Origin of the sequence: Streptomyces thermodiastaticus (assembly GCF_014656135.1) — a bacterium.
In the GTDB taxonomy this organism is placed as follows: Bacteria; Actinomycetota; Actinomycetes; order Streptomycetales; family Streptomycetaceae; genus Streptomyces; species Streptomyces thermodiastaticus.
On record NZ_BNBV01000018.1, the window covers coordinates 105,702 to 130,668 of the forward strand.

13 protein-coding genes are annotated in these 24,967 nt (G+C 71.5%); 8 read left to right on the plus strand and 5 right to left on the minus strand.

Annotated features, from left to right (window positions below; translation table 11 throughout):
• The first annotated feature begins 103 nt into the window (after positions 1-103).
• From IE286_RS17595 to IE286_RS17615, 5 genes are read left to right on the plus strand one after another with little or no spacing between them, the layout of a single operon-like run.
• Positions 104-1,897: an acyl-CoA dehydrogenase family protein gene (locus IE286_RS17595; RefSeq protein ID WP_189797707.1), complete on the plus strand. Its 1,794-nt coding sequence runs from the start codon at positions 104-106 to the stop codon at positions 1,895-1,897.
• Positions 1,894-11,295, plus strand: a complete 9,402-nt coding sequence (locus IE286_RS17600) for a non-ribosomal peptide synthetase (protein ID WP_189797708.1) — start codon at positions 1,894-1,896, stop codon at positions 11,293-11,295. Before IE286_RS17595 ends, IE286_RS17600 begins: the two co-directional genes overlap by 4 nt.
• The gene (locus tag IE286_RS17605; protein WP_189797709.1) at positions 11,292-12,575 is read left to right on the plus strand and encodes an MFS transporter; all 1,284 of its coding nucleotides are present in this window, start codon (positions 11,292-11,294) and stop codon (positions 12,573-12,575) included. The genes IE286_RS17600 and IE286_RS17605 overlap by 4 nt, the downstream gene beginning before the upstream one ends.
• Positions 12,572-15,580: a type I polyketide synthase gene (locus IE286_RS17610; protein ID WP_189797710.1), complete on the plus strand. Its 3,009-nt coding sequence runs from the start codon at positions 12,572-12,574 to the stop codon at positions 15,578-15,580. Before IE286_RS17605 ends, IE286_RS17610 begins: the two co-directional genes overlap by 4 nt.
• Positions 15,577-16,419 (plus strand): thioesterase II family protein, encoded by an 843-nt coding sequence (locus IE286_RS17615; RefSeq protein WP_189797711.1) that lies wholly within the window; start codon positions 15,577-15,579, stop codon positions 16,417-16,419. The genes IE286_RS17610 and IE286_RS17615 overlap by 4 nt, the downstream gene beginning before the upstream one ends.
• 169 nt (positions 16,420-16,588) lie before the next feature.
• On the opposite strand, the gene IE286_RS17620 is transcribed toward IE286_RS17615, so the two are convergent.
• The 4 genes from IE286_RS17620 to IE286_RS17635 all read right to left on the minus strand — a co-directional run bounded on the left by IE286_RS17620 (position 16,589) and on the right by IE286_RS17635 (position 19,924).
• On the minus strand, positions 16,589-17,269 hold the full coding sequence (locus IE286_RS17620; protein WP_189797712.1) for a 4'-phosphopantetheinyl transferase family protein: 681 nt from the start codon (positions 17,267-17,269) through the stop codon (positions 16,589-16,591).
• The gene (locus IE286_RS17625) at positions 17,259-18,125 is read right to left on the minus strand and encodes a metallophosphoesterase family protein (RefSeq protein WP_189797713.1); all 867 of its coding nucleotides are present in this window, start codon (positions 18,123-18,125) and stop codon (positions 17,259-17,261) included. The genes IE286_RS17620 and IE286_RS17625 overlap by 11 nt, the downstream gene beginning before the upstream one ends.
• A 723-nt stretch (positions 18,126-18,848) precedes the next feature.
• Positions 18,849-19,049 (minus strand): DUF397 domain-containing protein, encoded by a 201-nt coding sequence (locus IE286_RS17630; RefSeq protein WP_189797714.1) that lies wholly within the window; start codon positions 19,047-19,049, stop codon positions 18,849-18,851.
• Positions 19,046-19,924, minus strand: a complete 879-nt coding sequence (locus tag IE286_RS17635) for a helix-turn-helix domain-containing protein (RefSeq protein ID WP_189797715.1) — start codon at positions 19,922-19,924, stop codon at positions 19,046-19,048. The genes IE286_RS17630 and IE286_RS17635 overlap by 4 nt, the downstream gene beginning before the upstream one ends.
• A gap of 172 nt (positions 19,925-20,096) precedes the next feature.
• Between IE286_RS17635 and IE286_RS17640 the strand changes: the two genes are divergently transcribed.
• Complete coding sequence (locus tag IE286_RS17640; protein WP_189797716.1) at positions 20,097-20,561, plus strand: ATP-binding protein; 465 nt, start codon at positions 20,097-20,099, stop codon at positions 20,559-20,561.
• Positions 20,562-20,582: 21 nt separating this feature from the next.
• Here IE286_RS17640 and IE286_RS17645 read toward each other — a convergent pair whose 3' ends face one another.
• Entirely contained in the window at positions 20,583-21,920 is a 1,338-nt protein-coding gene (locus IE286_RS17645; RefSeq protein WP_189797717.1) for a 6-phospho-beta-glucosidase, read from the minus strand.
• 369 nt (positions 21,921-22,289) lie between these two features.
• On the opposite strand from IE286_RS17645, the gene IE286_RS17650 reads away from it, so the two are divergent.
• Both IE286_RS17650 and IE286_RS17655 read left to right on the plus strand, forming a co-directional pair.
• Positions 22,290-23,132 (plus strand): hypothetical protein, encoded by an 843-nt coding sequence (locus tag IE286_RS17650; protein WP_189797718.1) that lies wholly within the window; start codon positions 22,290-22,292, stop codon positions 23,130-23,132.
• Positions 23,133-23,425: 293 nt separating this feature from the next.
• Positions 23,426-24,832, plus strand: a complete 1,407-nt coding sequence (locus tag IE286_RS17655; protein WP_189797719.1) for a glycoside hydrolase family 16 protein — start codon at positions 23,426-23,428, stop codon at positions 24,830-24,832.
• Positions 24,833-24,967: the final 135 nt, after the last annotated feature.

Sequence of the window (24,967 nt, forward strand, 5' to 3'; positions counted from 1 at the left end):
TTACCTGCCTCTTCCGCACCAGCCCCGTACCTTGCTCCCTGCCCACGGCCAGGGGCATGGGCCTTCCTGACCAAGTGCACCGACCGTCGAAGTGAGGCCTCCTTTGGCACGGACCACACGGAACGCAACCAGTGATCCCCACCGGGTCAGCTTTCTGGAAGAGCTGTACCAGGGACGCTTCCGCTGGGACCTCATCCGCGACTTCCCGGTACAGGATCCGTCCGACGCACGGACGGGCGACCTCATGATCGAGGAACTGACCGCCCTGCTGCGTGACCGCGTCGATCCCGACGACGTCGACGCCCGCGCCGCTCTGCCCGAGGGCCTCCTCGACGAGTTCGGCCGTCGCGGCTACTTCGCTCTCCAGGTGGACAGATCCCTGGGTGGCCATGCGCTGTCGCACTACAACACCTTCCGCATGGTGTCCGCGGCAGCTGCCCACTGCACGCCTGCAGCTCTGTCACTCGCCATCGAGAACGCCCTCGGCGCCGGGGCCTTCCTCTCCGTCGTTCCTGAAGGGCCGTTGCACGAGCTGCTCAGCGACGTGGTGCGCCGTGGCGCCCGGTCCGCCAGCGCGGACAGCGAACCGGAAGGAGCAGCGAACCTGCGCCGCTTCACCACCGCCACCCGAATCGAGGGCACGGACGACTACCTTCTCAACGGGCGGAAAGTGTTCGTCGGACACGCACCGGTCGCCGAGGTGGTCAGTGTCTCGGCCACCGTCCACGAGGACGGAGCCGACCGTGTGCGGATGTTCTTCGTCCGCACCGACAGCCCGGGGGTGACCAGCGGGGCCTGGCACACCTACATGGGTATCAGGGGATTCCCGAACGGCTGGCTCGAATTCCGCGACGTACGGGTCGCCGGCCACCACATGCTCGTCGAACGCGACGCCGGACACGTCGTCCGGACGACGCCTGCGACGGCGCGCCTGGTCGGCCGTGGACGGATGCACCTGATCGCGGCACCCGCACTTGCCGTGGCCAGGCTGTCCGTGGACTGGATGCGGGAGTTCGCAGCCCGGCGTGTCATCGACGGACGACCGCTGTCCAAGTACGACGAGGTACGCAGGCGTCTGGCCGACAGCCTGGCGGAGACGTTCGCGATCGAGACCATGGCCCAGTGGTGCCTGCTCCCGGAGGACCAGGGCAGGAACCTCAACCTGAGGTTCGAGCAGAACGCTGTGAAGAACGCCTCTTCGCTGCTCTCCTGGGGCATCGCCGAACGCGCCATGTCCCTGCTGGCGGCGGAGGGGTACGAGACGGCGGGCAGCAAGCGGCTGCGCGGCGCACCGCCCGTTCCCCTGGAACGGTTCCTCCGCGATCTGCGCAACCTGCGGATCTCCGGCGGTGTCGACTTCCAGATAGACAACTGGATCGGGCGTCTGTCGATCCTGTCCTACTACTACCCGGAGCCGGAACACGCCGACGAACTCCTGCGTGACAACGATGTCCCCCTGGACACCTCGGGTGCCGTGCTCACCCCCCGTAACCTCGCACACCTGCATGCGGCCGCGGAAGGGACACGGGACTTCGGACGTACCTGTCTCGAACTGGCACGGCGCCATCCCGACCGTGAGGAACTCGCCGAGGAAGAACGCACGCTGATCCTCCTGGCGGGCATCGCCAGGGAACTGCTCGGCATGTCGCTCACCCTGGCACGTGCCTCGACCATGTCGGCGTCCGGCGACGACAGCGCCCAGCCCCTGGCCGACATCTTCTGCACCGCCGCCCGCCAGCGGATCCGCGATCTGCGCAGCCGGCTGGAAGCCCCGCCGGCACCGGATGTCGCCGCGGTCGCCGACGCGTGGATGTCCAGGACCTCGTTCGGCTTCCTCACGCCCGACAGCGCGCCTCGCCCGGCTCGTGCCGACCGCTCACAGGAGACCACCGTATGAACGACCACACGCAGTGCGTTCCACTGTCCGTCGGCCAAGAGGCGATGTGGGTCGCCTGGAAACTGGATCCCGGACAGTGGAGTCACATCATCCCCACCCCCTTCCAGGTACGTGGCAGTCTGGACGTCGAACGCCTCCGCCGAGCGGTCGCCGCGGTCGGGGAGCGCTTCCCGCAGCTGCGGGGACGCGTACGTGCGGGCTCGCAAGGGCCCGTACTCGACTGGTCGGACGCTCCCGGGATTCCGGTCCGCCGCGTCCGCACCGAGCTGGACCGGGACACCGCGATCCGCACGACCTGGCAGCAGCCGTTCGATCTGCACACCGGCCCGCTGGCACGCGTGGACCTCATCGACGGCCCGGACTACACGGTGCTCCTGATCGCCGTGCACCATCTGGTGTACGACGGCGCCTCCATCCTGCTGCTCCTCGACGCGCTGCGCACCGCCTACCGTGGCGAGGCCGTACCGCACGAGGACCAGGCCCCGGCCCTCGCGGCGTTCGCCGCGCACTCACGCGAACTCGCCTCGGGCCCGTCCGGAGAGGAACACCGCCTCTACTGGAAGACGGCCCTGGGTGACGGTGGTGGCTTCGCGTTGCCGGCCGGTCCGGAGGAGTCCGGGTACACGGTCGTCAGCGACATGGTGCCGGCGGACCTTGCTTCGGCCCTGCGGGCTCGTGCCACCGAGCTGGGAATGTCCTTCGTCACCGTGCTGATGGGCGCTTACGTCGCACTGCTGCGCCGCCACAGCGGCTCGTCGGAGGTGCTGTCGTTCCTGCCGTACCACGGTCGCTGCCTGCCCGGACTGGACCGGCGCGTGGGGTACTTCGTCAACGCCCTGCCGATCCGTGTCCCCGTGCGGGACGACGACTCCTACGCCGGCCTGCTCGGCAGGGTGCGCAGGCGGGTCAAGGAGGCTCTCGCACACGGTGATCTGCCGCTTCCCGCCATCATGAGGGCCGCCGGACTGACCGGACCCGACGCGCAGCGGCGCACCCATCAGACGGTGTTCCAGTACTGGCATGCCGGGCTGCGCGACGACGTCGACGTGCACGACGTACGGCTGCGGCACGACGGGGCCGAGGCGCGGCTGAGTCTGCTGGACATGGAGAGCACCGCCGGTTTCCGGCTCGCGCTCATGGTCCGTGAGGACAGCTGCGGCACGCACCTGCTGTGGAAGGACCCCGCGGGCTCGCTGGGCGCGACGACGATGCGAGCCATGGCCGACGACTACCTGGACGTGCTGCGCGCGATCGCGGACGATCCGCTGGCGGGTATCGCCGGCGTGCTGGCCGCCGCCCCGGCTGTCGCGAGCGATGCCACACGGAACACGGCCGCCGACGGGCCGACCACGGCACATGGGGCCGATGCGGACGGCCGTGTGGCGGAGATGGCCGAGGTCTGGCAGTCGGTTCTCGGGACCGGGCCGGTCGGCTCGGAGGACTCGTTCTTCGAGCTGGGCGGGCACTCCTTGCTGGCGGAGGTGCTGGTCGACGCGGTGAACAGCCGCTTCTCGGATTCGGTGGCAACCATCCGCCTGCTCTTCGACCATCCACGGCTCGCGGACTTCACCGCACACGCGCTGCCCCGGACCGCTCCCGGCCGCGCCGCAACCACCGCTCGCCCGTCCACGGCATCGCCGTCCACGGCGCCTCCTGCCCTGTCCTGCCCGGACACCCCGTCGGCGGCACACGGTCCCGCCACCGAGGACACCTTCCCGGCGTCCAGCTTCCAGCGCCGCATCTGGCTGGCCCAGCGCGTCACCGGTGACCCGGCTGTCTACAACGTGCCGCTCGCCTGGCGTGTCGAGCAGCCTCTGGATGCCGAGGGGGTCAGCCGCGCGCTGGCCTCGGTGATCGCACGGCACGAGATCCTGCGTACCGCTTTCGTCGAGGTCGACGGCGAACTCATGCAGACCGTGCGCGCACCGTGGGTCCCCCGGATCGAGCGGGTGGAGCTGGGCGACCGGCCTGATCCAGAGGCGGCCCTGCAGGAGTGGATGCACACCGCGGCCCATGAGCCGTTCGACCTGTCCTCGGGACGACTGCTGACCGGCGCGCTGATCGAACTCGGCCCGGCAGGGCAGGTGCTGTTCCTGTGCCTGCACCACCTGCTGTGGGACGGCGAGTGCGAGGCCATCCTGCTCAAGGAGCTCGACATGCACTACCGGGAGGCATCCGGCGATGCTGCGGTGTCCGGCCGGTCGTCCGCCGGCAGCGCCTGCCCGGCCTCCGCGCATCAGGAGCGCATGTGGTTCGTCGACCGGTTCGAGAACGGCCAGCTCTATCCCGGAGCACCCACCTACCACAACCTGCCGCTCTACCTCCGGCTGGAAGCCCTGCCCCGTCCGGCGGACCTGGCGAACCGCGTCACCGCCGTCGTCCGCGCCCATGAGGCGCTGCGCACCCAGCTCGTGGAACTGGACGGCCGGCTCGTCCAACGGGTGCAGCCCGACATGCCTGTCGAGCCGGAGTGGCTGCCTGCCGCGGTGATCTGCGAAGACGGTGACCACGTCCCCGAGGCCCTGACCGCCTGGGCCCGCAGGCCGTTCGACCTGAGCGAAGGGCCTCTGCTGCGGATCGCCGTCCTGCCCGGCGCGACATCTCCCGGCGGCTGGATAGCCCTGTGCGGGCACCAGGCCGTGGTGGACCGGGCGTCGCTGGAGGAGATCGCCCGGCAGGTCCTGGCCGGGCCGGAGGAAGGCACACCGCTGCCCACCAGCTACCGGGCCTGGCTTCAGGCCGACGACGAGGACACCCGCCAGGCGCACCTGGCCGCCCGGGCAGCCGTGCTGCAGCCGCCCACCGACCCGCTGCGCCTGCCCGAGCGCCGGCAACGCGACGCCGTACACGTCTACGAGGAACGATCCGTGTCCTTCGCCGTGCCGGCCGACGTCGGGCTGCGCCAGGCCGCCGACCGGCTCGGCGCCGAGCTGCCGGACCTGCTCCTCGCCGCGTTCGCCGCCGTGCTCCAGTGGTACTCCGGCCAGGACGACATGGTGCTGGGCCTGTCCCACCCCGGACGGCGGGAACAGGACCGGCATGTCGTCGGACCGCTGGGCAATCTGCTGCCGGTGCGCCTGCGTCCACGTGCGGATCTCACGTTCGCCGAACTCGTCGAGCACACCGCCGCCGAGACGGCACACGCGCGGGCCCACGACCGCGCGCCCTTCGACGAACTGGTCCGGCTGGTCGACCCGTCCAAGGACATGAGCCGCACGGCACTCTTCGACGTCCTGTACAGCTACCTGCCCGCTGCGGCCGGCCTGCCCGGCCCAGAGGGCACCGTGGCACACCCCGTGGACACCGGCGGCGGCCGGGGCAAGTACGACCTGCATCTGTGCCTGCAGCCGGACGGCGACGGTCACCGCGGCCATCTCGTCTACAACGGCCGGTACTTCGACCATGACCAGATCACGGCGATGGCCCGGCATTATGTGACGGCGCTGCGTCTGCTGACGACGAGGCCGGACACGAGCGTGTCCGAACACGACTACCTCTCGGAGCACGAGCGTCATCTCCAGGTGCACGTGTGGAACGCCACCGAGGCCGCCTACGAGGCAACGCCCGTCCACGACCTGATCCGCCGGCGGGCCGATGCCCGTCCCGAGGACGTGGCGCTCACCGACGGTGCCACGTCGGTACGCTACGGCGATCTGCTGACCGACGCGGAGGCGGTCGCCCGCGGCCTGATCGCAGCGGGCGTACGTCCCGGAGAACTGGTCGCCCTGCTGTTCCCCCGGGGCGCCGACCAGGTGCGGGCGATCCTGGGCACCCTCATGGCCGGCGCCGCCTATCTCCCCATCGATCCAGCCGTTCCCGACGAACGCCGGGAGTTCATCCTCACCGACTCGGGGGTCCGGGTCGCGCTCGCACCGTCGCCCGCGGCGGACGGCCACGGCATCGGCATGCGTGTCCTCGCCCTGGACGAACTGCTCGACCCGGCCAAGCGCCGTACCGGGCCACCGCTTCCGTCGGTCACCCTCGACTCGCCCGCCTACTGCATCTACACCTCGGGCACCACCGGCCGGCCCAAGGGTGTCGTGCTCACCCACCGCAACCTGGTGCGGCTGCTCGTCAACGACCGGCTGCCGTTCGCCTTCGGACCGCAGGACGTATGGACCATGTTCCACTCGTACGCCTTCGACTTCTCGGTGTGGGAGTTGTTCGGCGGTCTGGTGTACGGCGGTCGGGTCGTCCTCGTCTCCGAGGACGAGACCCGGGATCCCGCTCTCTTCTTCGACCTGCTCCAGCGCGAGCGAGTCACCGTGCTGAACCAGACTCCCAGCGCCTTCCGCAGGCTTCTCGGCATGCGCCCCACGGCACCGGACGGACTGGCCGGGCTGCGCTATGTGATCTTCGGTGGTGAGGCGCTGCGGCCGGCGATGCTGACCGAGTGGTCGGAACGCTTCCCGCACGTGCGGCTCGTCAACATGTACGGCATCACGGAGACCACCGTGCACGCGAGCGTCCGTACCGTCTCCCGGGACGACATGGAGACGGACACGAGCGTCGTGGGCCTGCCGATCCCGACGACACGTCTGCACCTGCTGGACCGGCACACCGGCCGCCGACTGCTGCCCGTCGGTGCCGTCGGCGAGATCTACGTCGGCGGCGACGGTGTCGCCACGGGCTATCTCAACCGTCCGGAACTGACTGCCGAGCGTTTCGTGCCATCGCCCTTCGGGGACGGCACCCTCTTCCGCACCGGGGACCTCGCCGCCCGTCTGCACGACGGCAGCCTGCGGTTCGTCGGGCGCGCCGACTCCCAGATACAGCTTCGGGGGTACCGCATCGAACCCGGAGAGGTGCAGACGTGCCTGTGCGAGCACCCGGACGTCTCTGACGCCGTCGTCTATACGGAGGACGACCGGCTCGTCGCGGTGGTGCAGAGCGGCATGGCACTGAGCGCGAGCGAGCTGCGCAGCCACCTGGCGCGCCGACTGCCGTCGTACATGCTGCCCTCGCTGTTCCACGTCGTGGCCGACATCCCGCTGACGGTCAACGGCAAGGTCGACGTGGCGCGGCTGCGTACGCAGACCGCGGCGCGGGCCGTTTCGGTCCGGCACGAGCCCCGGACGGGAACCGCAGCCGAGCTGGCGGCCATATGGCGCGATCTGCTCGGGGTGGTGTCGGTGAGCGAGGACGACTCGTTCTTCGCGCTGGGCGGGCACTCCATGCTGGCGGTGCGGCTCATCGGGGAGATCGCCGAACGGTTCGGTGCGGACCTGCCGATCAAGACGCTGTTCGAGACGCCGAGACTGGGTGACCTGGCCGACGCGGTCGACCGTGCCACGGGGCGCTTTCCGGACGGCGCGACCGCGCGCTCCCTCGTCGCACCGTCCTCTCCCGGTACCGTCCCCGCAGCACCGGCCGCGGAAGACGCCGCCTCAGGCCGCAGGGCCTCGACGGCCGTCGTGGAGGCGGCTCCGCTCGCATCCCACGAGCCGCCGGCCGCGAGCGCCTTCCAGCGCCGTGTATGGCTGTCGGAGCAGTACGGTCAGGGGTCGCCCGCGAACGTCTCCCTGGGCTGGACCGTCGACGGCCGCCTGGACACGGCGGTCCTGGAGGACGCTCTGGCGCGCCTGGTCGACGGTCACGAGATCCTGCGTACGGCGTTCCGCGTCCGGGGCGGAACCGTGCGCCAGGTCGTCCAGGAGCCGTGGCGCCCCCGGTTGGAGGTGTGCGTCCCGGGCGACGGCGAGGAGCCGGCGCACGTGGCGGCACGATGGCTCGAGGAGGCCGCCGGCCGCCCCTTCGACCTGGCCGGCGGACGACTGCTGCGGGCAGCCGTCGCAGACTGCGGGCAGCGCGGCCAGGCCTTCATGCTGAGCCTGCACCATCTCGTCGTGGACGGTGAGTCCGTGCCCGTCCTGCTGCGTGAACTCGAACGCTGCTTCCGGGACAGCCTCGCAGGGGTGCCGTCCGAACCGCCCGCTCTCCAGTACCGGCAGTACACGGCCGCCCTGGAACGCTCGGACAGCGTTCACCGCGCTTCCGACCTCGACTTCTGGTGCGAGCGGCTGGACGGCTGGCCGACCGGACTGGAGCTGCCCGCGCCGCGGCGGGCGGAAGCCGACGGGGCGATCCGGGTGGCGCTGCCCCCGGGGCTGCTCGGCCGACTGCGGCCGGTCATGGACGAGTACGGCGCGAGCTGGTTCATGCTCATGGCGGCGGCACTGGCCACGGCTCTGCACCGGTGGAGCGGCCTGCCACGCGTGACCTTCGGCGTCCCTGCGAGCGTCCGTGACCGCGGCATCGCCGATCTGCTGGGTCCCTGCCTCAACCACGTCGTCCTGCGGTCCCGGGCCACCGCGCAGAGCAGTGTGCTCGAGGTGCTGCGCGTCATGCGCGAGGAGGTGCTGGACGCCCTCGAACACGCCCGGACCCCCTTCGACGAAGTGGTGGCGCGGCTGCGTCCGGACCACGCGGCCGGCGGGCCGCCGTACAGCGACGTCGTGCTCAACATGAGCCGGCGCGACGGCAGGCACGCCGTACTGGGCGGGGCCGTCCTGCGCCCGGTGTTCCCCGAGTCGTTGTGGTGCCGAGACACGAAGTTCGGCATCACGGTGACCGTGGTCGAACAGGACGGCGAGCTGACGGCCGTGCTCTCCTACCAGGGTGACCGCGTCGGTGCCGCCGACGCGGCCGGTCTGGCGGATGCCATCGCCGCGTGTCTGAGGGAACTGGCCGACGGTGAGCGGCCGGCTCAGTACCGGGACTTCGTGCGCGCCCAGGAGACCGCCCGCGGCGGCGCACGCCACGAGGCCGACCTCGCACACTGGCAGGAACGGCTCAGCGGGGCACCGGCGTACGTCGACCTGCCGCAGCCCGAGGAACCGGAACCGCACGGAGTGGTCAGGATCCCGGTGCCCGCGGGTGTGGGCGAACGCCTGCGCGCCCTCCACGAGCGGCATGGCATCTCCCCGTTCATGACGGCGGCCACGGCACTGGCGCTCCTGTTGCACCACCGCACCCGCTCGGACGACGTGGTGTTCAGCAGCCCGATGACCAACCGGAGCCACAACGGGCTCACGGACGTGTTCGGCCCGTGTCTGAACATGGTGGCGCTGCGTTCCCGGCTGCGGCCGGACACCACCGTCCGCCAGGCGCTGGAGGCGATGCGGGACGCGACACTGGAGGCCTTCGCGCACGGCGAGGCGCCCTTCGAGGACGTCGTCGACCGGATCAACCCGCCTCGCAGGCCCGGTCGCACTCCGTTCTGCGACGTCTCACTGGCGTTCAGCACGGCGGCAGCACACCCGCCGACGATCGGTGGACGTGTCCTGCACGCCGTCGAGATCGACGGTAGCGGTGCGGCCTACACCGGAAAGCTGGGGCTGACCGTCGCGCTCGTCCTCGACGGCGGCGAACTGCGCGGCCACATGGCTTACCACGGCGGCCTGGTCCGGCGGGACGACGTGGAGCAGCTGGCCGACACCCTGGCCACGCTCTTGGCGCAGCTTCCCACCGGTCTCGATGCTCCCGTCACCGCCCTGGATATGATGTCGCGCGAGCGGCTCGAACGGATCCGTGCGTGGGAACAGGGACCGCGGCCGGGCCCCGCGACGACCGTGCCGGAGCTGGTGCTGCGGCAGGCCCGCACCCGTCCGGACGCCACGGCGATCCGAAGCAGCCGGGGTGAACTCAGTTACCGGGCGTTGGTCGCCCGGGCCCGCTCGCTGGCCGGAACGGTCCGTCCGCACCTTCCGGCCGACGAGCCCACGGTCGCTCTCGTCCTGCCGCGCGGCGAGGATTTCGTCGTCGGCATGCTGGCGGCCTGGTTCGCCGGCGCCGCGTTCTGCCCGCTCGACCCGTCCTGGCCGACGGCTCGGCAGCGGTTCGTGCTGGACGACGTACGAGCGAGCGTGGTGCTCACCCACAGCGGAGCCGTACCGGCGTCCACCGGCCGGGCCACGTTCATCGACGTCACGGACGGAAGGCAAGCCGCGGAGCCGAGCGGCACGGAGGACGAACCTGGCTGGTCCCCGGACGCCCCTGCCTACGTCATCTACACCTCCGGCACCACCGGAACCCCCAAAGGTGTCGTCGTGCGGCACGGCGGCCTTGCCAACCTGGTGCGCTCGGCGGGGAACACGCAGGGCATCAGCCCCGAGGACCGCTGCACACATCTGCTGAGCGTTGCCTTCGACTCCTCCCAGATGGAGGTCTGGCAGGCCCTGGTCCATGGCGCCTGCCTGATCCCCCACGAGGAGCCTGTGGTTGCCTCCACGCTCGGCGAATGGCTGGACCGCAAGGGCGCCACCGTGGCGTTCTGCGCCACCGCGCTGGCCGAGGCCATGTGGAGCAGCGGCACCACCGTCCCGCGCTCGCTGCGCTGGCTGGGCATCGGCGGGTCGCCGCTCTCCCAGCGTCCGCCCACACAGCTGCCGTACCGCATCCTCAACTCCTACGGGCCCACGGAGAACACCGTGGCCGCTTCTGAGCACATCGTCGACGAACCGGGGAACGCTCCGCTGAACTGCATCGGCCGGCCTCTCCCCGGTGTGCGGATGCTGGTCCTCGATGCGGCCGGGCGGCGGTGCCCGCTCGGCACCACCGGCGAGATCCACCTGGCCGGTGACAGCCTCGCCGCAGGCTACCTGCGACGTCCCGAGCTGACGGCGGACCGGTTCTGCACGATCGAGCTGGACGGCCGGTCGTTGCGGGTCTATCGCACCGGAGACCTCGGACGCCGGCTGGCCGACGGCACCGTCGAGTATCTGGGCCGGGCCGACCGGCAGCTCAAGATCCGCGGTCACCGCATCGAACTGGGGGAGATCGAACACTTCCTGCTGCGACAACCCGAGGTCGCCCAGGCCGCCGTGACCGGCGACCCGCAGCGCACACCGGCCCTCGTCGCCTATGTGACGCCGCAGGACGGCCACACCCCCGACAGCGCCGAGCTGCTGCGCCGGGCGCGGACGGAACTGCCCGCTTTCATGGTGCCGGACGCCGTCGTCGTCCTGCCGGCTCTGCCGCTGACCACCAGTGGCAAGATCGACCTCGCGGCACTGCCACGGCCCGAGCGTGCCGACCTGGTCGGGGCGGCCGGCCATGTGGCACCGGGCAACGACACCGAGCGGCGGGTCGCCGCGCTCTGGTCGGAGGTGCTGCAGCTCCCCGCGGTCTCCATCCATGACAACTTCTTCGACCTCGGGGGCAACTCCCTCACGCTGGCCAAGCTGCACAGCCAGATCGCCTCCGCCTTCGGCCGGGAACTGCCCATCACCACCCTCTTCGAACACCCGACGGTCGCGGCGCTGGCGCAGGCTCTCGACGACGCACGCCGACCGGACGCCCCCGCCACCGGCACCGGAGTCCGCCGTCCGGTGCGGTCAAGCCGCACACCCCGGCGCGTCCGTCGCCGGCCCGGCACGGCAGGAGATGCCCGATCATGACCAACGGAACCACACCCGCCTTCCGGACCGGGACCGCATCCGGGATCCGGCACAACCGGACCCTGCGCGTGCTCTTCGCGGCCGAGACGACCTCGATGCTCGGCACCCAGCTCAGCGCCGTCGCCATGCCCTGGCTCGTGCTGCAACTGACCGGATCCTCCAGTGACATGGGTCTTGTCATGGCGGCGCAGCTGGCTGCGATCGCGGTGTTCGGCTTCTTCGGGGCCGCCTGGACCGGCCGGCTCGGCCCGCGCCGCGTCATGCTTCTCGGCGACACCGTCCGCGGCCCGCTCGTGGCGCTCCTGCCGGCGCTGTACTACCTGGACTGTCTGAACACGGCCACCTTCGCGGTGGTGATGTTCGCGATCGGCGCCTTCTACGCCCCGTACACCGCCAGTCAACAGGCGCTCCTGCCGGGCGTCGTGGGTGAGGACGAGCACCTGCTCGCCCGAGCCAACGCCACGCTGCAGAGCGCGACCCGGCTCAGCGTACTGCTGGGCCCCCTGCTCGGGGGTGCGCTGACCTCCCTGTTCGGCGCACCGACGGTACTGATCATGGACGCGGTGTCCTTCGTCTGTTCGGCCGTGCTGCTCCGCCTGTGCCTGCCACCGCACATGGGCCGGACCGCACCGGCCACGGGACGCCGCTCCCCGGCGGCCGGGATCCGGCTGCTGCTGCGGGACCGTCTGCTGGGCAGCTGGTCGGCGGCCCTGGCGCTCGGGGAGATGGCCTGGCAGGCACTGTTCGCCCTGCTGCCGGTGATCGCCGTCTCACGCGGAGAGGGCTCCTCCGTCGTGGCCGGTGCCCTGCTGACCTCCTTCGGCGGTGGCGCGCTGACGGGCACGCTGCTGGCCGGGCGGCTGGCGCGCAAGGTGCCCGCCCGTGTGCTCGCTCTCACCGGCCGCGTGGCCCTGGGCGTCGGATTCCTCGCTCTGGCCCTGCCCCTCGGCCTGCCGTACTTGTTCTGTCTGCTGGTGTGCGTCAGCTTCTTCAACGGCCTCTCATCCGCGCCGGTGGCCACCGTCCGGCTGCTGCGTATCCCGGAGAGCCGACGGCCCGAGACGCTCACCGTCGCGACCGCACTGACGCTGGCCGGAGGCACTGCGGGCTGGGTGCTGTCCGGCACGGTCGCCGAGCACGCGGGGCTGACACCTGCGTTCTGGGGGCTGGCCACCCTGCAGCTCACATCTGCCGCCCTGTTCGTCTTCGGTGCCCTGGGCACCGCGGCCCCGGCACCCCTGTCCCTGGCCCCGACACATCCCGTCAAGGACTCGCGATGACACACGACCAGCCAGAAGACCAGGACGCCCTGGTCGCCGTGGTAGGCATGGCCGGCCGGTTCCCCGGTGCTCCGAGCGTGGAAAGCTTCTGGGAGAACCTGTGCGCCGGCCGGGAGACCATCTCCGCACTGCCCGATCAGGCCGACCCGGAGCACCCCGAGTACGTACCCGCCTACGGCGTGCTGGAAGGAGCCGGCGACTTCGACGCGGCCTACTTCGGCCTGTCGGCACACGATGCACTCATCACCGACCCACAGCAGCGCCTGCTGTTGGAATGCGCCCACGAGGCACTCGAACGGGCCGGACACGGCGGCCCGGACCGCCCCGTGACCGGTGTCTTCGTCGGCGCCGGGAACAACGGGTACGCCGAGGCCGTACGCGCCCGGATCGACGAGCTGCCGTTCCTCGACGAATGGCGGCTGCGGCAGGCCACCGCACCCGACTTCGCCGGCACCCGCATCGCCTACCACCTGAACCTGACAGGACCGGCGCTGACCGTGCAGACGGCCTGCTCGACCTCTCTGGTGGCCGTGCACCTGGCCGTGCAGGCGCTGTTGAACGGCGAATGCGATCTGGCACTCGCCGGCGGTGCGAGTGTGGTCCCGTACCTGCCCCGTATGCGCTACACCCCGGGCGGCATCGTCTCGGCCGACGGCCACTGCCGCGCGTTCGACGCCGACAGCGACGGAACGGTCGGGGCCAGTGCTGTGGGCGTGGTCGTCCTGCGCCCCTTGTCCGATGCGCTGGCCGACGGCGACCATGTGCACGCGGTGATCCGCGGTTCCGCGGTGAACAACGACGGTCGGCACAAGGCGGGTTTCACCGCCCCGAGCGTGGTCGGTCAGGCAGAGGTGATCCGCGCTGCGCTCGAGGTCGCCGGTGTCGATCCCGACCAGGTGGGCTACGTGGAGGCGCACGGCACGGGTACAGCGCTCGGTGACCCCATCGAAGTGGCCGCACTCGCACGGGCCTTCGGGCCTGGAACGAAACGGCACGGCCCTTGTCTGCTGGGCTCCGTGAAGACGAACATCGGGCATGCCGACGCGGCCGCTGGCGTGGCCGGATTCATCAAAGCGGTCCTCTGCGTGGAGCACGGCGTCGTGCCGGCCACACTGCACTACCGGCGGCCGAACCCGGACATCGACTTCTCCTCCGTTTTCGAGGTCAGCGGCAGCACACGCGCGTGGCCCACGGACGGCCCCCGGATCGCCGGGGTCAACGCGCTGGGTGTCGGCGGGACCAACGCTCATGTGGTGCTGGAACAGGCACCGCCGTCCGAGACGTCCGCCCCGGTCGACCGCCCGCAGCTGCTGATGGTGTCCGGCCGGACTCCCGAGGCCGCAGACGCCGCGGCCCGGCGTCTGGCCGATCATCTGGCGACCCGTCCGCAGACGCATCTGGCCGACGCGGCGTGGACCCTGCAGACCGGCCGTACCCATCACATCCACCGCAGGTTCGTGGTCGCCGGCGACACGCAGGAGGCGGTGTCCGCGCTGCGTACCGGGACCCGGACCGCAAGGGCCGGCGCTCCGTCCGACGCCGAACAGGTGTTTCTGTTTCCCGGTCAGGGTGGTCAGCATGTCGGCATGACCGCCGCGTTGTACGACGGCGAGCCCGCATTCCGGCGGCATCTGGACGAGGTGGCCGAAGCGGTCGCGGGTCACGTCGGGCTCGATCTGCGGGAGGTGCTGTATCCCCGCACGGAGCAGGATCGGCCGGCCGCGGCCGAGAAGCTGGCGACCATCGACGTCGGTCAGCCGGCCGTCTTCGCGGTGCAGTACGCCACCGCCCGGCTGCTGGCATCGTGGGCGCTGCGGCCCAGTGCGGTCACCGGGCACAGCCTCGGCGCGTACGCCGCCGCCTGCGTGGCCGGGGTGTTCTCCCCTGTGGATGCGGCCCGGCTGGTCGCCGAACGGGGACGGCTGCTCGGGACCGTGCCCGCCGGAGCGATGGCCGCCGTGCGTCTGCCGGAGGAGGACGTCGTACGGCTGTTGCCGGGCGACGTCACGATCGGCGCGGTGAACGGCCCGGGTCAGTGCACCGTAACCGGCCCGGCCCCTTCCGTGGCCCGGTTCACGGAGGAACTGACAGCACGCGGCATCGAGGCGAGGGTCCTGCGGATCGCCACGGCGGGCCACTCCCCGCTCGTCGAGCCGATAGCCGGCCGTTTCGCCGAGGTGATCGGTACAGTGCCTCGGGAACGGCCGACGGTGCCGGTGCTGTCGGACACGACCGGGTCGTGGGCGGACCCCGAGAAGATCCGCACGGTGGAGTACTGGGTCCGGCATCTGCGCCGGACCGTCAGATTCGGCGAGGTGCTCGACGTCCTTCTCTCCACTCCGGACCGGGTCCTCGTGGATGTCGGGCCGGGGCGGACCCTGGCCACTCTGGCACGCCAGCATCCGCGGTACGACGGGAAGCAGGCCGTCGTCCATCTCGCTCCGCACCCGGCGGAGCAGGTGTCCGAGACGGTGGTGCTTCTGACCGGTGTCGGGGAGGTGTGGACACGCGGGGCACGGCCGGATTTCGCCGCGCTGCACGGCCACCGGCCCAGGCGCCGGATCCCTCTGCCGACCTACCCGTTCGACAAGCGCCACCATCTGGTGCCACCGCCTCCCGGCTCTGGCGCCGGCGACAGGCCCACCGCAGCAGCCCCGTGTTCCACACCGGCCGTCTTCGGCCCTGCCCCGGCCGTACCGCGGCCGGACGCCGGCGCCGCTCGGCCGGTACCTCCGGCGTCCGGCCGCCCGTCCGTGCTCGACACGGTACTCACCGCGTTCGCCCAGGCGCTGGGGTACCCCGACATCGACCCCGAGGACAACTTCTTCGACCTCGGAGGCGACTCACTGACTGCGACGAAGCTGGCCGCCTGGGCTGCCACGACGTTCCACGTCCCGCTCGCCGCCTCGGACGTCCTGCGCTCCCAGACGGCAGCGGCGCTCGTCTCACTGCTGCACCAGCGTGGGGCCGCACCCGTTACCGCACAGGAGGTTCCCGCCTCATGACCGGTCCCCGTCCCTCCGGTGCGTCTCATGCAACGGTTCGGCGCAACGCCTGGCTGGCGGGGCCCCCCACGGCCCAGACACCCGAGCGTCATCTGTACTGCTTCCCGCACTCCGGAGGACTTCCCGGCGAGTACATCCGCTGGGGGCAGCGGCTGCCGGGCACCCAGGTCTACGGAGTGTGCCTGCCGGGCCGCGGCAGCCGCGCCGGCGAGCCCGGGCTGACCGACCTGCGCACGGTGGTGCACGAACTGCTCGCCGCAACGGAGTTCGTCCCGCCCTACGACCTGTTCGGGCACAGTCTCGGCGCGCTGATCGCCTACGAAGTGACCCGCGCATTGGCCGCCCAGGGACGTCCCCTGCCCGAACGGCTCATCGTGTCGGCCTTTCCTGCGCCCGACCTGCCACGCCGTGCCCCTCGGCTGTCCGGCCTGCCGGACGGGGAGCTGATGACAGTCGTCGATGAACACTACGGCGGCATCCCGCCGCAGTTGGCCGCGGACGACGGTCTGAGGGCGATGTTCGTGCCCGCTCTTCGTGCCGATCTCACGATGCTGGAGAACTACCGTCACCGAGCAGGCGCACCGCTTCCGGTACCGCTGGAAGTGCTGGGCGGCGACGCGGACAGCGTCACCGCCGAGCAGCTCGGGCACTGGCGACGGCACAGCAGCGAAGCCGTTCGCGTCCACCGTTTCCCCGGCGGGCACTTCTACTTCCGTGACGATCCCGCACCCGTGCTGGACGTGCTGGCCCGCCGGCCGGGCCGCGGCGTGCCGCGATCGAAGCCGGATGCCGCTCCGCAGACGCAAGCCGGACGGCGACGAGGCGCCGTGTCACGGTGAGGCGCCGCTGCCGTCGCCGTCGAGGGAGCCGGCGGTGGCGGCAGCGGCACATCGGGCCCGAGGCCTGCCCGGGCAGAAGCCGGGCCCGGGGTCGCGTCGGTCACGTGCCCGGTCGTCCGCCCGCCCGCCGACCGTGCCGGGGGCCGATGTGTGGTGCGGGCGGCAGGGTTCACGGGTGCGGGACCGTCACCACGGTGACCACGTGACCTTCGCCGACGGCCCAGCGGCCCTCGAACCAGCCTTGCCGGCGGCCGCCCAGCACGGGGCCGGGGACCGTCAGCCGGGCCCGGAGCGTGCCGGTGCGCCAGGTGCCGGGAGCGGGGACGAGGTCGATGTCCGCTCCGGAGAAGTCGAGCCATGCCCCGGTCAGCGGGAACCACGCCTTGTAGACGGACTCCTTGGCACTGAACAGCAGCCGGTCCCAGTGGACGGCGGGATGCCGCCCGGCGAGCCGGGACAGCCGGCGGACCTCCTCGGGCAGGGCGATGGCGTCGAGCACTCCCTCGGGCAGCGGGCCGTGGGGTTCGGCGTCGATGCCGAGCGAGGCCAGGTCGGTGGTGCGGACCAGGGCGGCGGCGCGGTAGCCGTCGCAGTGGGTCATGCTGCCGGTCAGGCCCTCCGGCCAGCCGGGCGCGCCCCTCTCCCCCGGCAGCACCGGCTGCGGCGGCACTCCGAGTTTCTCCATGGCGCGGCGGGCGCAGGCCCGCACGGCGGCGAACTCGCGCCGCCGCTTGGCCACGGCCCGCGCCACGACCGCCTCCTCCTCCGGGTACAGCGCCGCCTCGGCGGCCGGGTCGTCCCCGTACGTCTCGACGGCCACCACCGTCTTCGGAAGCAGTTCAGGCAGCACGGTCACCGTCCTCGGCCGGCAGGATGCGGCGCGGCCCGCTCGGCGGCTGCGGCCTCTTGCGCCACTCGCGGGGGTATCCCAGCGATACCTCCTCGAAGCGGACACCGTCCTGGCGGGTGCTGCGCGGGATGTGCAGATGACCGTAGACCATGGCCGCCGCCCGGAATCTGCGGTGCCAGTCGTCGGTGAGCCGGGTGCCGCACCACATCGCGAACTGCGGGTAGCGCAGGATGTCGGTGGGGTGCCGGTGCAGCGGGTAGTGGTTGACGAGCACGGTGGGCAGGCCGTCGGGCAGGGCGGCAAGCCGGCGTTCCGTCTCGGCGACCCGGGCCCGGCACCATGCCGCCCGGCTCGGGTACGGGTCGGGATGCAGCAGGAACTCGTCGGTGCAGACGACACCGGTGCGGTGCGCGTGGGCCAGGCCCTCCTCCTCGGTGGCGCAGCCCTCCGGCAGAAAGCTGTAGTCGTACAGCAGGAACAGCGGGGCCACGGCCACCGGCCCGCCGGGTCCCTCCCACACCGGGTACGGGTCCTCGGGGGTGACCACCCCCAGGTCCCGGCACAGGGCGACCAGGTACTCGTAGCGGGCGACGCCCCGCAGGGTGACGGTGTCCCGCGGGTGGGTCCACAGTTCGTGGTTGCCCGGCACCCACAGCACCTTGCGGAAGCGTCCCGCCAGCAACTGCAGGGCCCAGCGGATGTCGGCCACGGTCTCCGCGACGTCCCCGGCCACGATCAGCCAGTCGTCGTCCGTCTCGGGCACCATCCGCTCCACCAGCGCACGGTTGTCGTCGTAGCCGACATGCAGGTCGCTGACGGCCAGCAGCCGCCCGGTCCCGCCGGCCGTTCCCGTCACCCTGCGCCCCCTGTCCGTGTTCCTGCCGGTGTTCCTGTCCGTGTGGTGCCTCTGTGGTCGCTCACATCACGTCCGTACCACCGTCGCCACGAGACCACACGGAATGACAGGAGGCAATCGTCCCGGGCCGCCGGACGGCGACGCCCTCCCGCATGCGTGCCACGTCCGTGCCGGACGCCCACGGCCGCCGGCGGAAAGTTCTCCTGCCGAGGGTGTATCAGGCACCGGCCTTGTGACTCTCATGAGTGGGGAAGCGCACAACGGGGGTGCCGACCGGGGGAACACGGGGGGGCGGGGCGTTCGGCCGCTTCGCGCTGCGGCGGCCGAACGCCCCGGTGCGCCGCCGCACGGCATGCGCCGCCCGGCCTCGCTCACATGCGCGTGAGGAGGCGTCACCGAAACGCCGCGCCAGGTGCGACGCTGTTCGGCTGTTCGGCTCAATTTCCGGCCACGGCGTCCATGCGTCGCTCAGCGGAGTCGGTGAGCGTTTTCAGCGGTGCCCCGGTGAGCGTGCCCAGCGAGACCTCTCCAGGGTGCGTACGGCTTCGGCGATGACGGCCGTGAGATCGGTGCTGCAGCGGGCGTGTCCGAAGGCTGCTGTCGCGCCCGGGCAGCAGGAGAAGGCCGGCTCGAAGCACGCCCCGAAGCCGCTCCGAGCCAGGCGGCGCCGAAGCCGGTCTTCCCCGGCCTCGGCAACCACTCCATCGACCGAGCCGCGCTCGGCTACGCCTCCGAAACCTCCGCAACGAACCTCACGAAAGGCGCCCAGCCCTCACGCGCCACCGCAAACGGCGAGCGGGACACGTCCTTCGAGTCCCGCACATGAACAGCCCGCTCGGCGAACGCGACCTCCACACAGCTGTCACCCTCGCTGCCGCTGTAGCTCGACTTGAACCAGGCGAGTTCCTTCGTACCGCTGCTCATAGTTCTCCTCGCAGTCGCTCCAGCAGGTCCCTGGAGTCCCTCGGGCTCAGGGCCTGCGAGCGCAGTGTTTCATAGCGCTGGCAGAGGGCACTCACCTCTTTCACGTCGGAGATGAGACGCCCGTTCTTCTGCCCTTCGGAGTACGCCAGTCGCCGCCCCGCCGGGGTCTCAAGCACCTGCACCGGCCCGTCCAGGCACGCATGCAACCCCGCCTCCAACGGAACCACCTGCAACGTCACGTTCCTCGGCGCGCTGCGCTCCAGCACATGGTCCAGCAGGCCCCGCATCGCCTCCGCGTCCCCGAACCGCCGCCGGAACACGTGCTCCTCGACGATGAAGCTGAACGGCACCGTCGGCCTCTCCAGCATCATCCGCTGGCGGTCCATCCGTGCCGCGAGCTGCGCCTTTAGCTCCTCGTCCGTCCGCAGCGGGATCGTGCCCTCGAACACCGCCCGCGCATACGCCTCCGACTGCAACAACCCCGGCACCAGCCGGCACTCGTAGGTGCACAGGCTGACGGCCTGCCGCTCCAGCCGTGCCCACTGCCGGAACCAAGCAGCCAGCCCCACCTCGCCCCGCGTCAGATGACGTGCCGCCCTGCGGAGTGCGCCCGTGTTGCCCAGGGCCTCCTCTGCCCGTTCGACGAAGGCCTGGTCCGGCATGCGGCGCCCCAACTCCACCGATTCCACGGTGTGTTTGGAGAACTGGACGATCGCGGCCAGCTCGGCCCTGCTCAATCCCGCGTGTTCGCGCAGGGCCTGGACGAACGCGCCGAACGTCCGCAGACTGTCCGACGGATGGGGTTCCCGTTCCCCCTCCCCCAGCGGCACCGCACGCATGTCGGCCTCCGTGGTCGTCGCTTCCGACTCGGCCATGTCCGTCCGCCGCCCCTTTCCTCAGCCGGCTCCGCGGTCCCTTGCGCCCCACGGCCGCCCCACATCGTGGCGGCTGCCGTACCGCACTTCCCACGCTCCGCGCTCGTACGCTCACTCAGCGTACGGGCCGCCGGGCTCGTGTACGGGGCGAATCAGGCATCACGCTGGCGTCATGGACCGAACCGCTCCCCCGCACCTCACCACCCCACGGCCCACCACATCGCCATGGACCTTCACCCAGCTGCTCTCGGCCACGCGGCGGGGCGCCCGGCTCGCACGTCTGCTCGGAGCGGGACAGCTCCGCTCCTGGGACGCCCCGCCGGCTCTCACGGAACGTGCCGAGGTGGTGATCGCGGAACTCGCGGCCAACGCCGCCCTCCACGGCCGAGTGCCCGGCCGCTGCTTCCGGCTGACGCTCGTACTGGACCCGGCGTCACAGGTGCTGCGGGTGGAGGTCAGCGACGCCCGCGGCGACCTCCACCCGCGCCTCGCCACCGACGCGGCCGGAGCCGGCGCGCTCACGCCCGGCGGCCGGGGTCTGATGCTCGTCGAGGCTCTGGCCGACCACTGGGACTGCGTACCGTTCCCTCCGAGCGGCAAGACCGTCCGGGCCGTGCTCCGCGCCACCCGCCTCTGAACCGGCTGCCGCTCTCGGCACCTAGCGCAGATACGCCAGCCCCGGGTGCACCTGGAGGTATCCCTCCATCAGCCTCCGGGCCACGCCGACCGAGTCGACCAGCGGGTGCAGTGCGAAGGCCTTCACCGCCGCCGCGCGGGAGCCCGTCTCGGCGGCGGTCAGCACCTCGCGCTCGACCGCCTTGACCGCGCACACCAGTCCGGCGGCGTGACCGGGCAGCGGGTCGGCGGCCACCGGGTGCGCACCATCGGCGTCCACCAGGCAAGGAACCTCGATCACGGCATCGGCGTCCAGCTCGGACAGGGTGCCATGGTTGCGGACGTTGAGGATGAGCGTGGTCCGCTCGTCACGGGCGATGGCCCGCATCAGCGCGAGCGCCACCTTCTCGTAACCGCCGGACAGGTCGTCCGCCTCCCGCTCCCCCGCGCCGGCCGTCTCACGGTTCTCGGCCATGTAGGTGGCCTCGCGTTCGGCGCGGGTGCGGTTCCAGGTGTCCAGCGCGGAGACGTCCGGCCTGCTCGCCTCCGCGTAGAAACGGGCCTGCTGGTCGCGCAGGAAGGCACCGCGGGTCTTCTCGGCCTGCTGGTAGGCGCGGACCGTCTCGCGGTTGAAGTAGTAGTAGTGCAGGTATTCGTTGGGGATCGCGCCCAGCGACCGCAGCCACTCGGCGCCGAACAGCCTGCCCTCCTCGAAGGAGCCGAGCAGGTCCGGGTCGGCCAGCAAGCGCGGCAGCTGGTCCCGTCCGGCGACGCGCAGCCCGCGCACCCAGCCGAGGTGGTTCAGCCCGACGTAGTCGATCCAGGCCCGGTTCGGGTCCACACCGAGCACCCGCGCGATGCGGCGGCCGAGGCCGACCGGTGAGTCGCAGATGCCGATCACCCGCTCGCGGAGGTGACGGGACATCGCCTCGGTGACCAGCCCGGCCGGGTTGGTGAAGTTGATGACCCAGGCGTCGGGGGCGAGGCGGGCCACGCGGCGGGCGATGTCGACGGCGACCGGCACGGTGCGCAGTCCGTAGGCGATGCCGCCCGCGCCCACCGTCTCCTGGCCCAGCACGCCCTCGGCGAGCGCGACCCGCTCGTCGGCGGCCCGTCCGTCCAGGCCGCCCACGCGGATCGCGGAGAACACGAAGTCGGCGCCGCGCAACGCCTCGTCGAGGTCGGTGACGGTCCGTACGGCGGGTGCGTCGGGCACCCCGGCGGCCTGCTCGCTCAGCACCCGGCCGATCGCGGCCAGCCGGCCGGCGTCCAGGTCGTGCAGGACGACCTCGGTGACCCGCCCCTCGGACCGGTCCGCCAGCAACGCCCCGTACACCAGCGGCACGCGGAAACCGCCGCCGCCCAGAATGGTCAGCCTCACCCTCGCACCTTCCCGCTGTGTCCGCCCGGCCGGGCGTCACGGCCCTCGCCCGGTCCGCACCGGCACCCTCCGCACCCTACCGATCCGCCGCGGTCGCCTGCTGGACCCGTCGTCGCCCTCGCACGGGCGTCGTGCCGGTTTCTTCTCCGGCAGGCCGTGCCGCCGTTCCCGTCCAGGCACGCGTCGTCGAGTCATGCGCGGGCGCCTTGACGTTCCGTGACCCTTGCGCAGTCCCGCGTTCTGCCCCTCGTCACCGGCGGCCGAAAAAATCCGGCCGTCCCGCCCCGCACGCCTCTTCACCCGGTGACCTGACCGCCCGCCCCGTGATTCGATGCGAACCCCCATGACCTCCACGACGACAGGAACCCGATGAGACGTCAACTGCTCGCCATCGCCGCACTGTCGGCCGCCGTCGCTCTGGGCACCGCCACCTCCGCGGCGGCCGCCGAACCGGTGTGGCAGGAGACCGACACGGCGTACGTCGACTCGCTGGGCGGCAGCCAGGGGCTGGCCAGCCGGGCGGACGGCTCGCTGCTGCACCGGGGACTCGCCTCCATCCCCCTGGACCTGCGCCTCAAAGGCTGGAACCACATCGGCGACCCGGACATCGCCCAGGACCATGTCTTCGACGCCTACCAGGGCGCAGACTCGGCGACGTCCAAGATGTTCGCGGTCACCACTCCGGACGGGAAGCGGTACGAGTACGTCCACCAGCTCGACGCGGGCGAGAAGGTGAACAACTCCTTCGCCGCCGTCTCGCCGGACGGTCAGTGGCTGGTGTCGGGCGAGTGGGGCGACCAGGACCGGCTCCAGGTCTTCCCCGCTCCCCTGCTCAACCCGGCCACCCCGAAGACCGGCGGTGACCTGCCGCAGGCCCCGCAGATCACCCTGGACAAGCCCGTGCGCGACATCCAGGGCTGTGACTTCGTCGACGACACCCGGCTGCTGTGCGCCTCCGACGACGGCTCGAAGGAGCTGTTCGAGGAGGACCGGCCGCTGTTGCAGGTGGACCTGACGCACCGGCTGGACGGCACCCCGGTCACCGGGCACGTCACCAGTCTGTTCGCCCTGCCGCAGCGCAGCGCGTGCAGCGGGACGTTCGAGGCGGAGGGCGTGGACTACGACACCACGACCGGCACGCTGCGGGTCGAGGTCGTCCCGCCGGGCGTGTGCAAGGTCGCGACGACCGTCTACTCGTACCGTCAGCAGTAGTACTCGTACCGGCGGCGGCACCCTCGTCGCCCGGCCGGTGCGGCCGGGCAACGAGGGTGCCGTGATCCGTACGGCCGGGCCGGAGGCGTCGGCCTAGTGGGGCCGGGGCGGCACGCGGGGAACAACCGGGAGAACTCCGCCTTCGTCGGATGAACTCACCAGCAGGCAACGGAGTTTCCCCGCTTCACCTCTTGACGCTGCGGGCGCCCGGGAGCACATTGACCACGCACACTGTGTGAGAGCGCTCTCAGACACCCCGTCTTCCACCCCCACCCCCTGAGAGGCACCCAGCCATGAGTGTTCCTCGCGGCGCACACGCCGACCACAGACGTCGCTCCCTCAGACGGGGACTGCTCGCGGTCGTCGCCGCGCTCGGCCTCGCGACCGGAGCCACCGCCGTCACCGCACCGTCCGCCGTCGCCTCGGCGCCGCCTGCGCCGTCGGGCTGGAGCCAGGTCTTCCTGGACGACTTCGACGGCCCCGCCGGCTCCGGCGTCAACACGTCGGCCTGGCAGTACGACACCGGCACCTCCTACCCGGGCGGCGCCGCCAACTGGGGTACCGGCGAAGTCGAGACGATGACGTCCTCCACCGAGAACGTCTCCCTGGACGGCAGCGGCAATCTGCTCATCACGCCCCGCCGGGACGCCTCCGGCCACTGGACGTCGGGCCGCATCGAGACCGTCCGTTCCGACTTCCAGCCCCCGGCCGGCGGCACGCTGCGCGTCGAGGCGCGGATCCAGATGCCGAACGTCACCGGTGCCGCCGCCAAGGGCTACTGGCCCGCGTTCTGGATGCTGGGCTCGCCCTTCCGCGGCAACTACTGGAACTGGCCGGGCATCGGCGAGCTGGACATCATGGAGAACGTCCAGGGCCTGAACACGGTCTGGGGCACGATGCACTGCGGCACCAACCCCGGGGGCCCGTGCAACGAGACCACGGGCATCGGCGGTTCGACCTCCTGCCCCGGCTCCACCTGCCAGTCCGGCTTCCACACCTACGCGGTGGAGTGGGACCGGTCCACCAGCCCCGAGCAGATGCGCTTCTCGGTCGACGGTGTCACCTACCACACCGTCAGGGCCGATCAGATGGACGCGACGACCTGGGCGAACGCCACCCAGCACGGCTACTTCCTCATCCTGAACGTCGCCATGGGCGGCGGCTTCCCGGGCGCCTTCGGCGGCGGCCCGGACGGCGGCACCGAGCCCGGCCATCCGATGGTCGTGGACTATGTGCGGGTGCTGCAGTCCGGTGGCGGGGGCAGCACCACTCCCCCGCCCACCGGGAACCGTGACGCCTACAGCCCGATCCAGGCCGAGTCCTACGACGCCCAGAGCGGTGTGCAGACCGAGGCCACCACGGACACCGACGGCGGCCAGAACCTCGGCTCCCTGGCGAACGGCGACTGGGCCCTGTACAAGGGCGTGAACTTCGGTTCGACGGCGGCCACGCAGTTCGTCGCCCGGGTCGCGAGCGGTGCCGCGACCGGGGTCAGCGGACTGGTCGAGGTCCGCCTGGACAACCGGAACAACGCGCCCATCGGCAGCTTCGCGGTGGGCAACACCGGCGGCTGGCAGTCCTGGCGGACGATCCCGGCGAACATCTCCTCGGTGACCGGCACCCACGACGTGTATCTCACCTTCACCAGCGGCCAGCCGGCCGACTTCGTGAACGTCAACTGGTTCCGCTTCGGCCACTGAGCCGTCCGCGACCGGTTCCGCTTCGGCCACTGAGCCGTGGCACGCACAGGGGCCCCGCTCCTTGGGTTCTAGCGGTCCTCGCAACACCCGCGATCTGTGGGAGTTGCGAGGACCGTGGTCGTTGGACGGGATGAT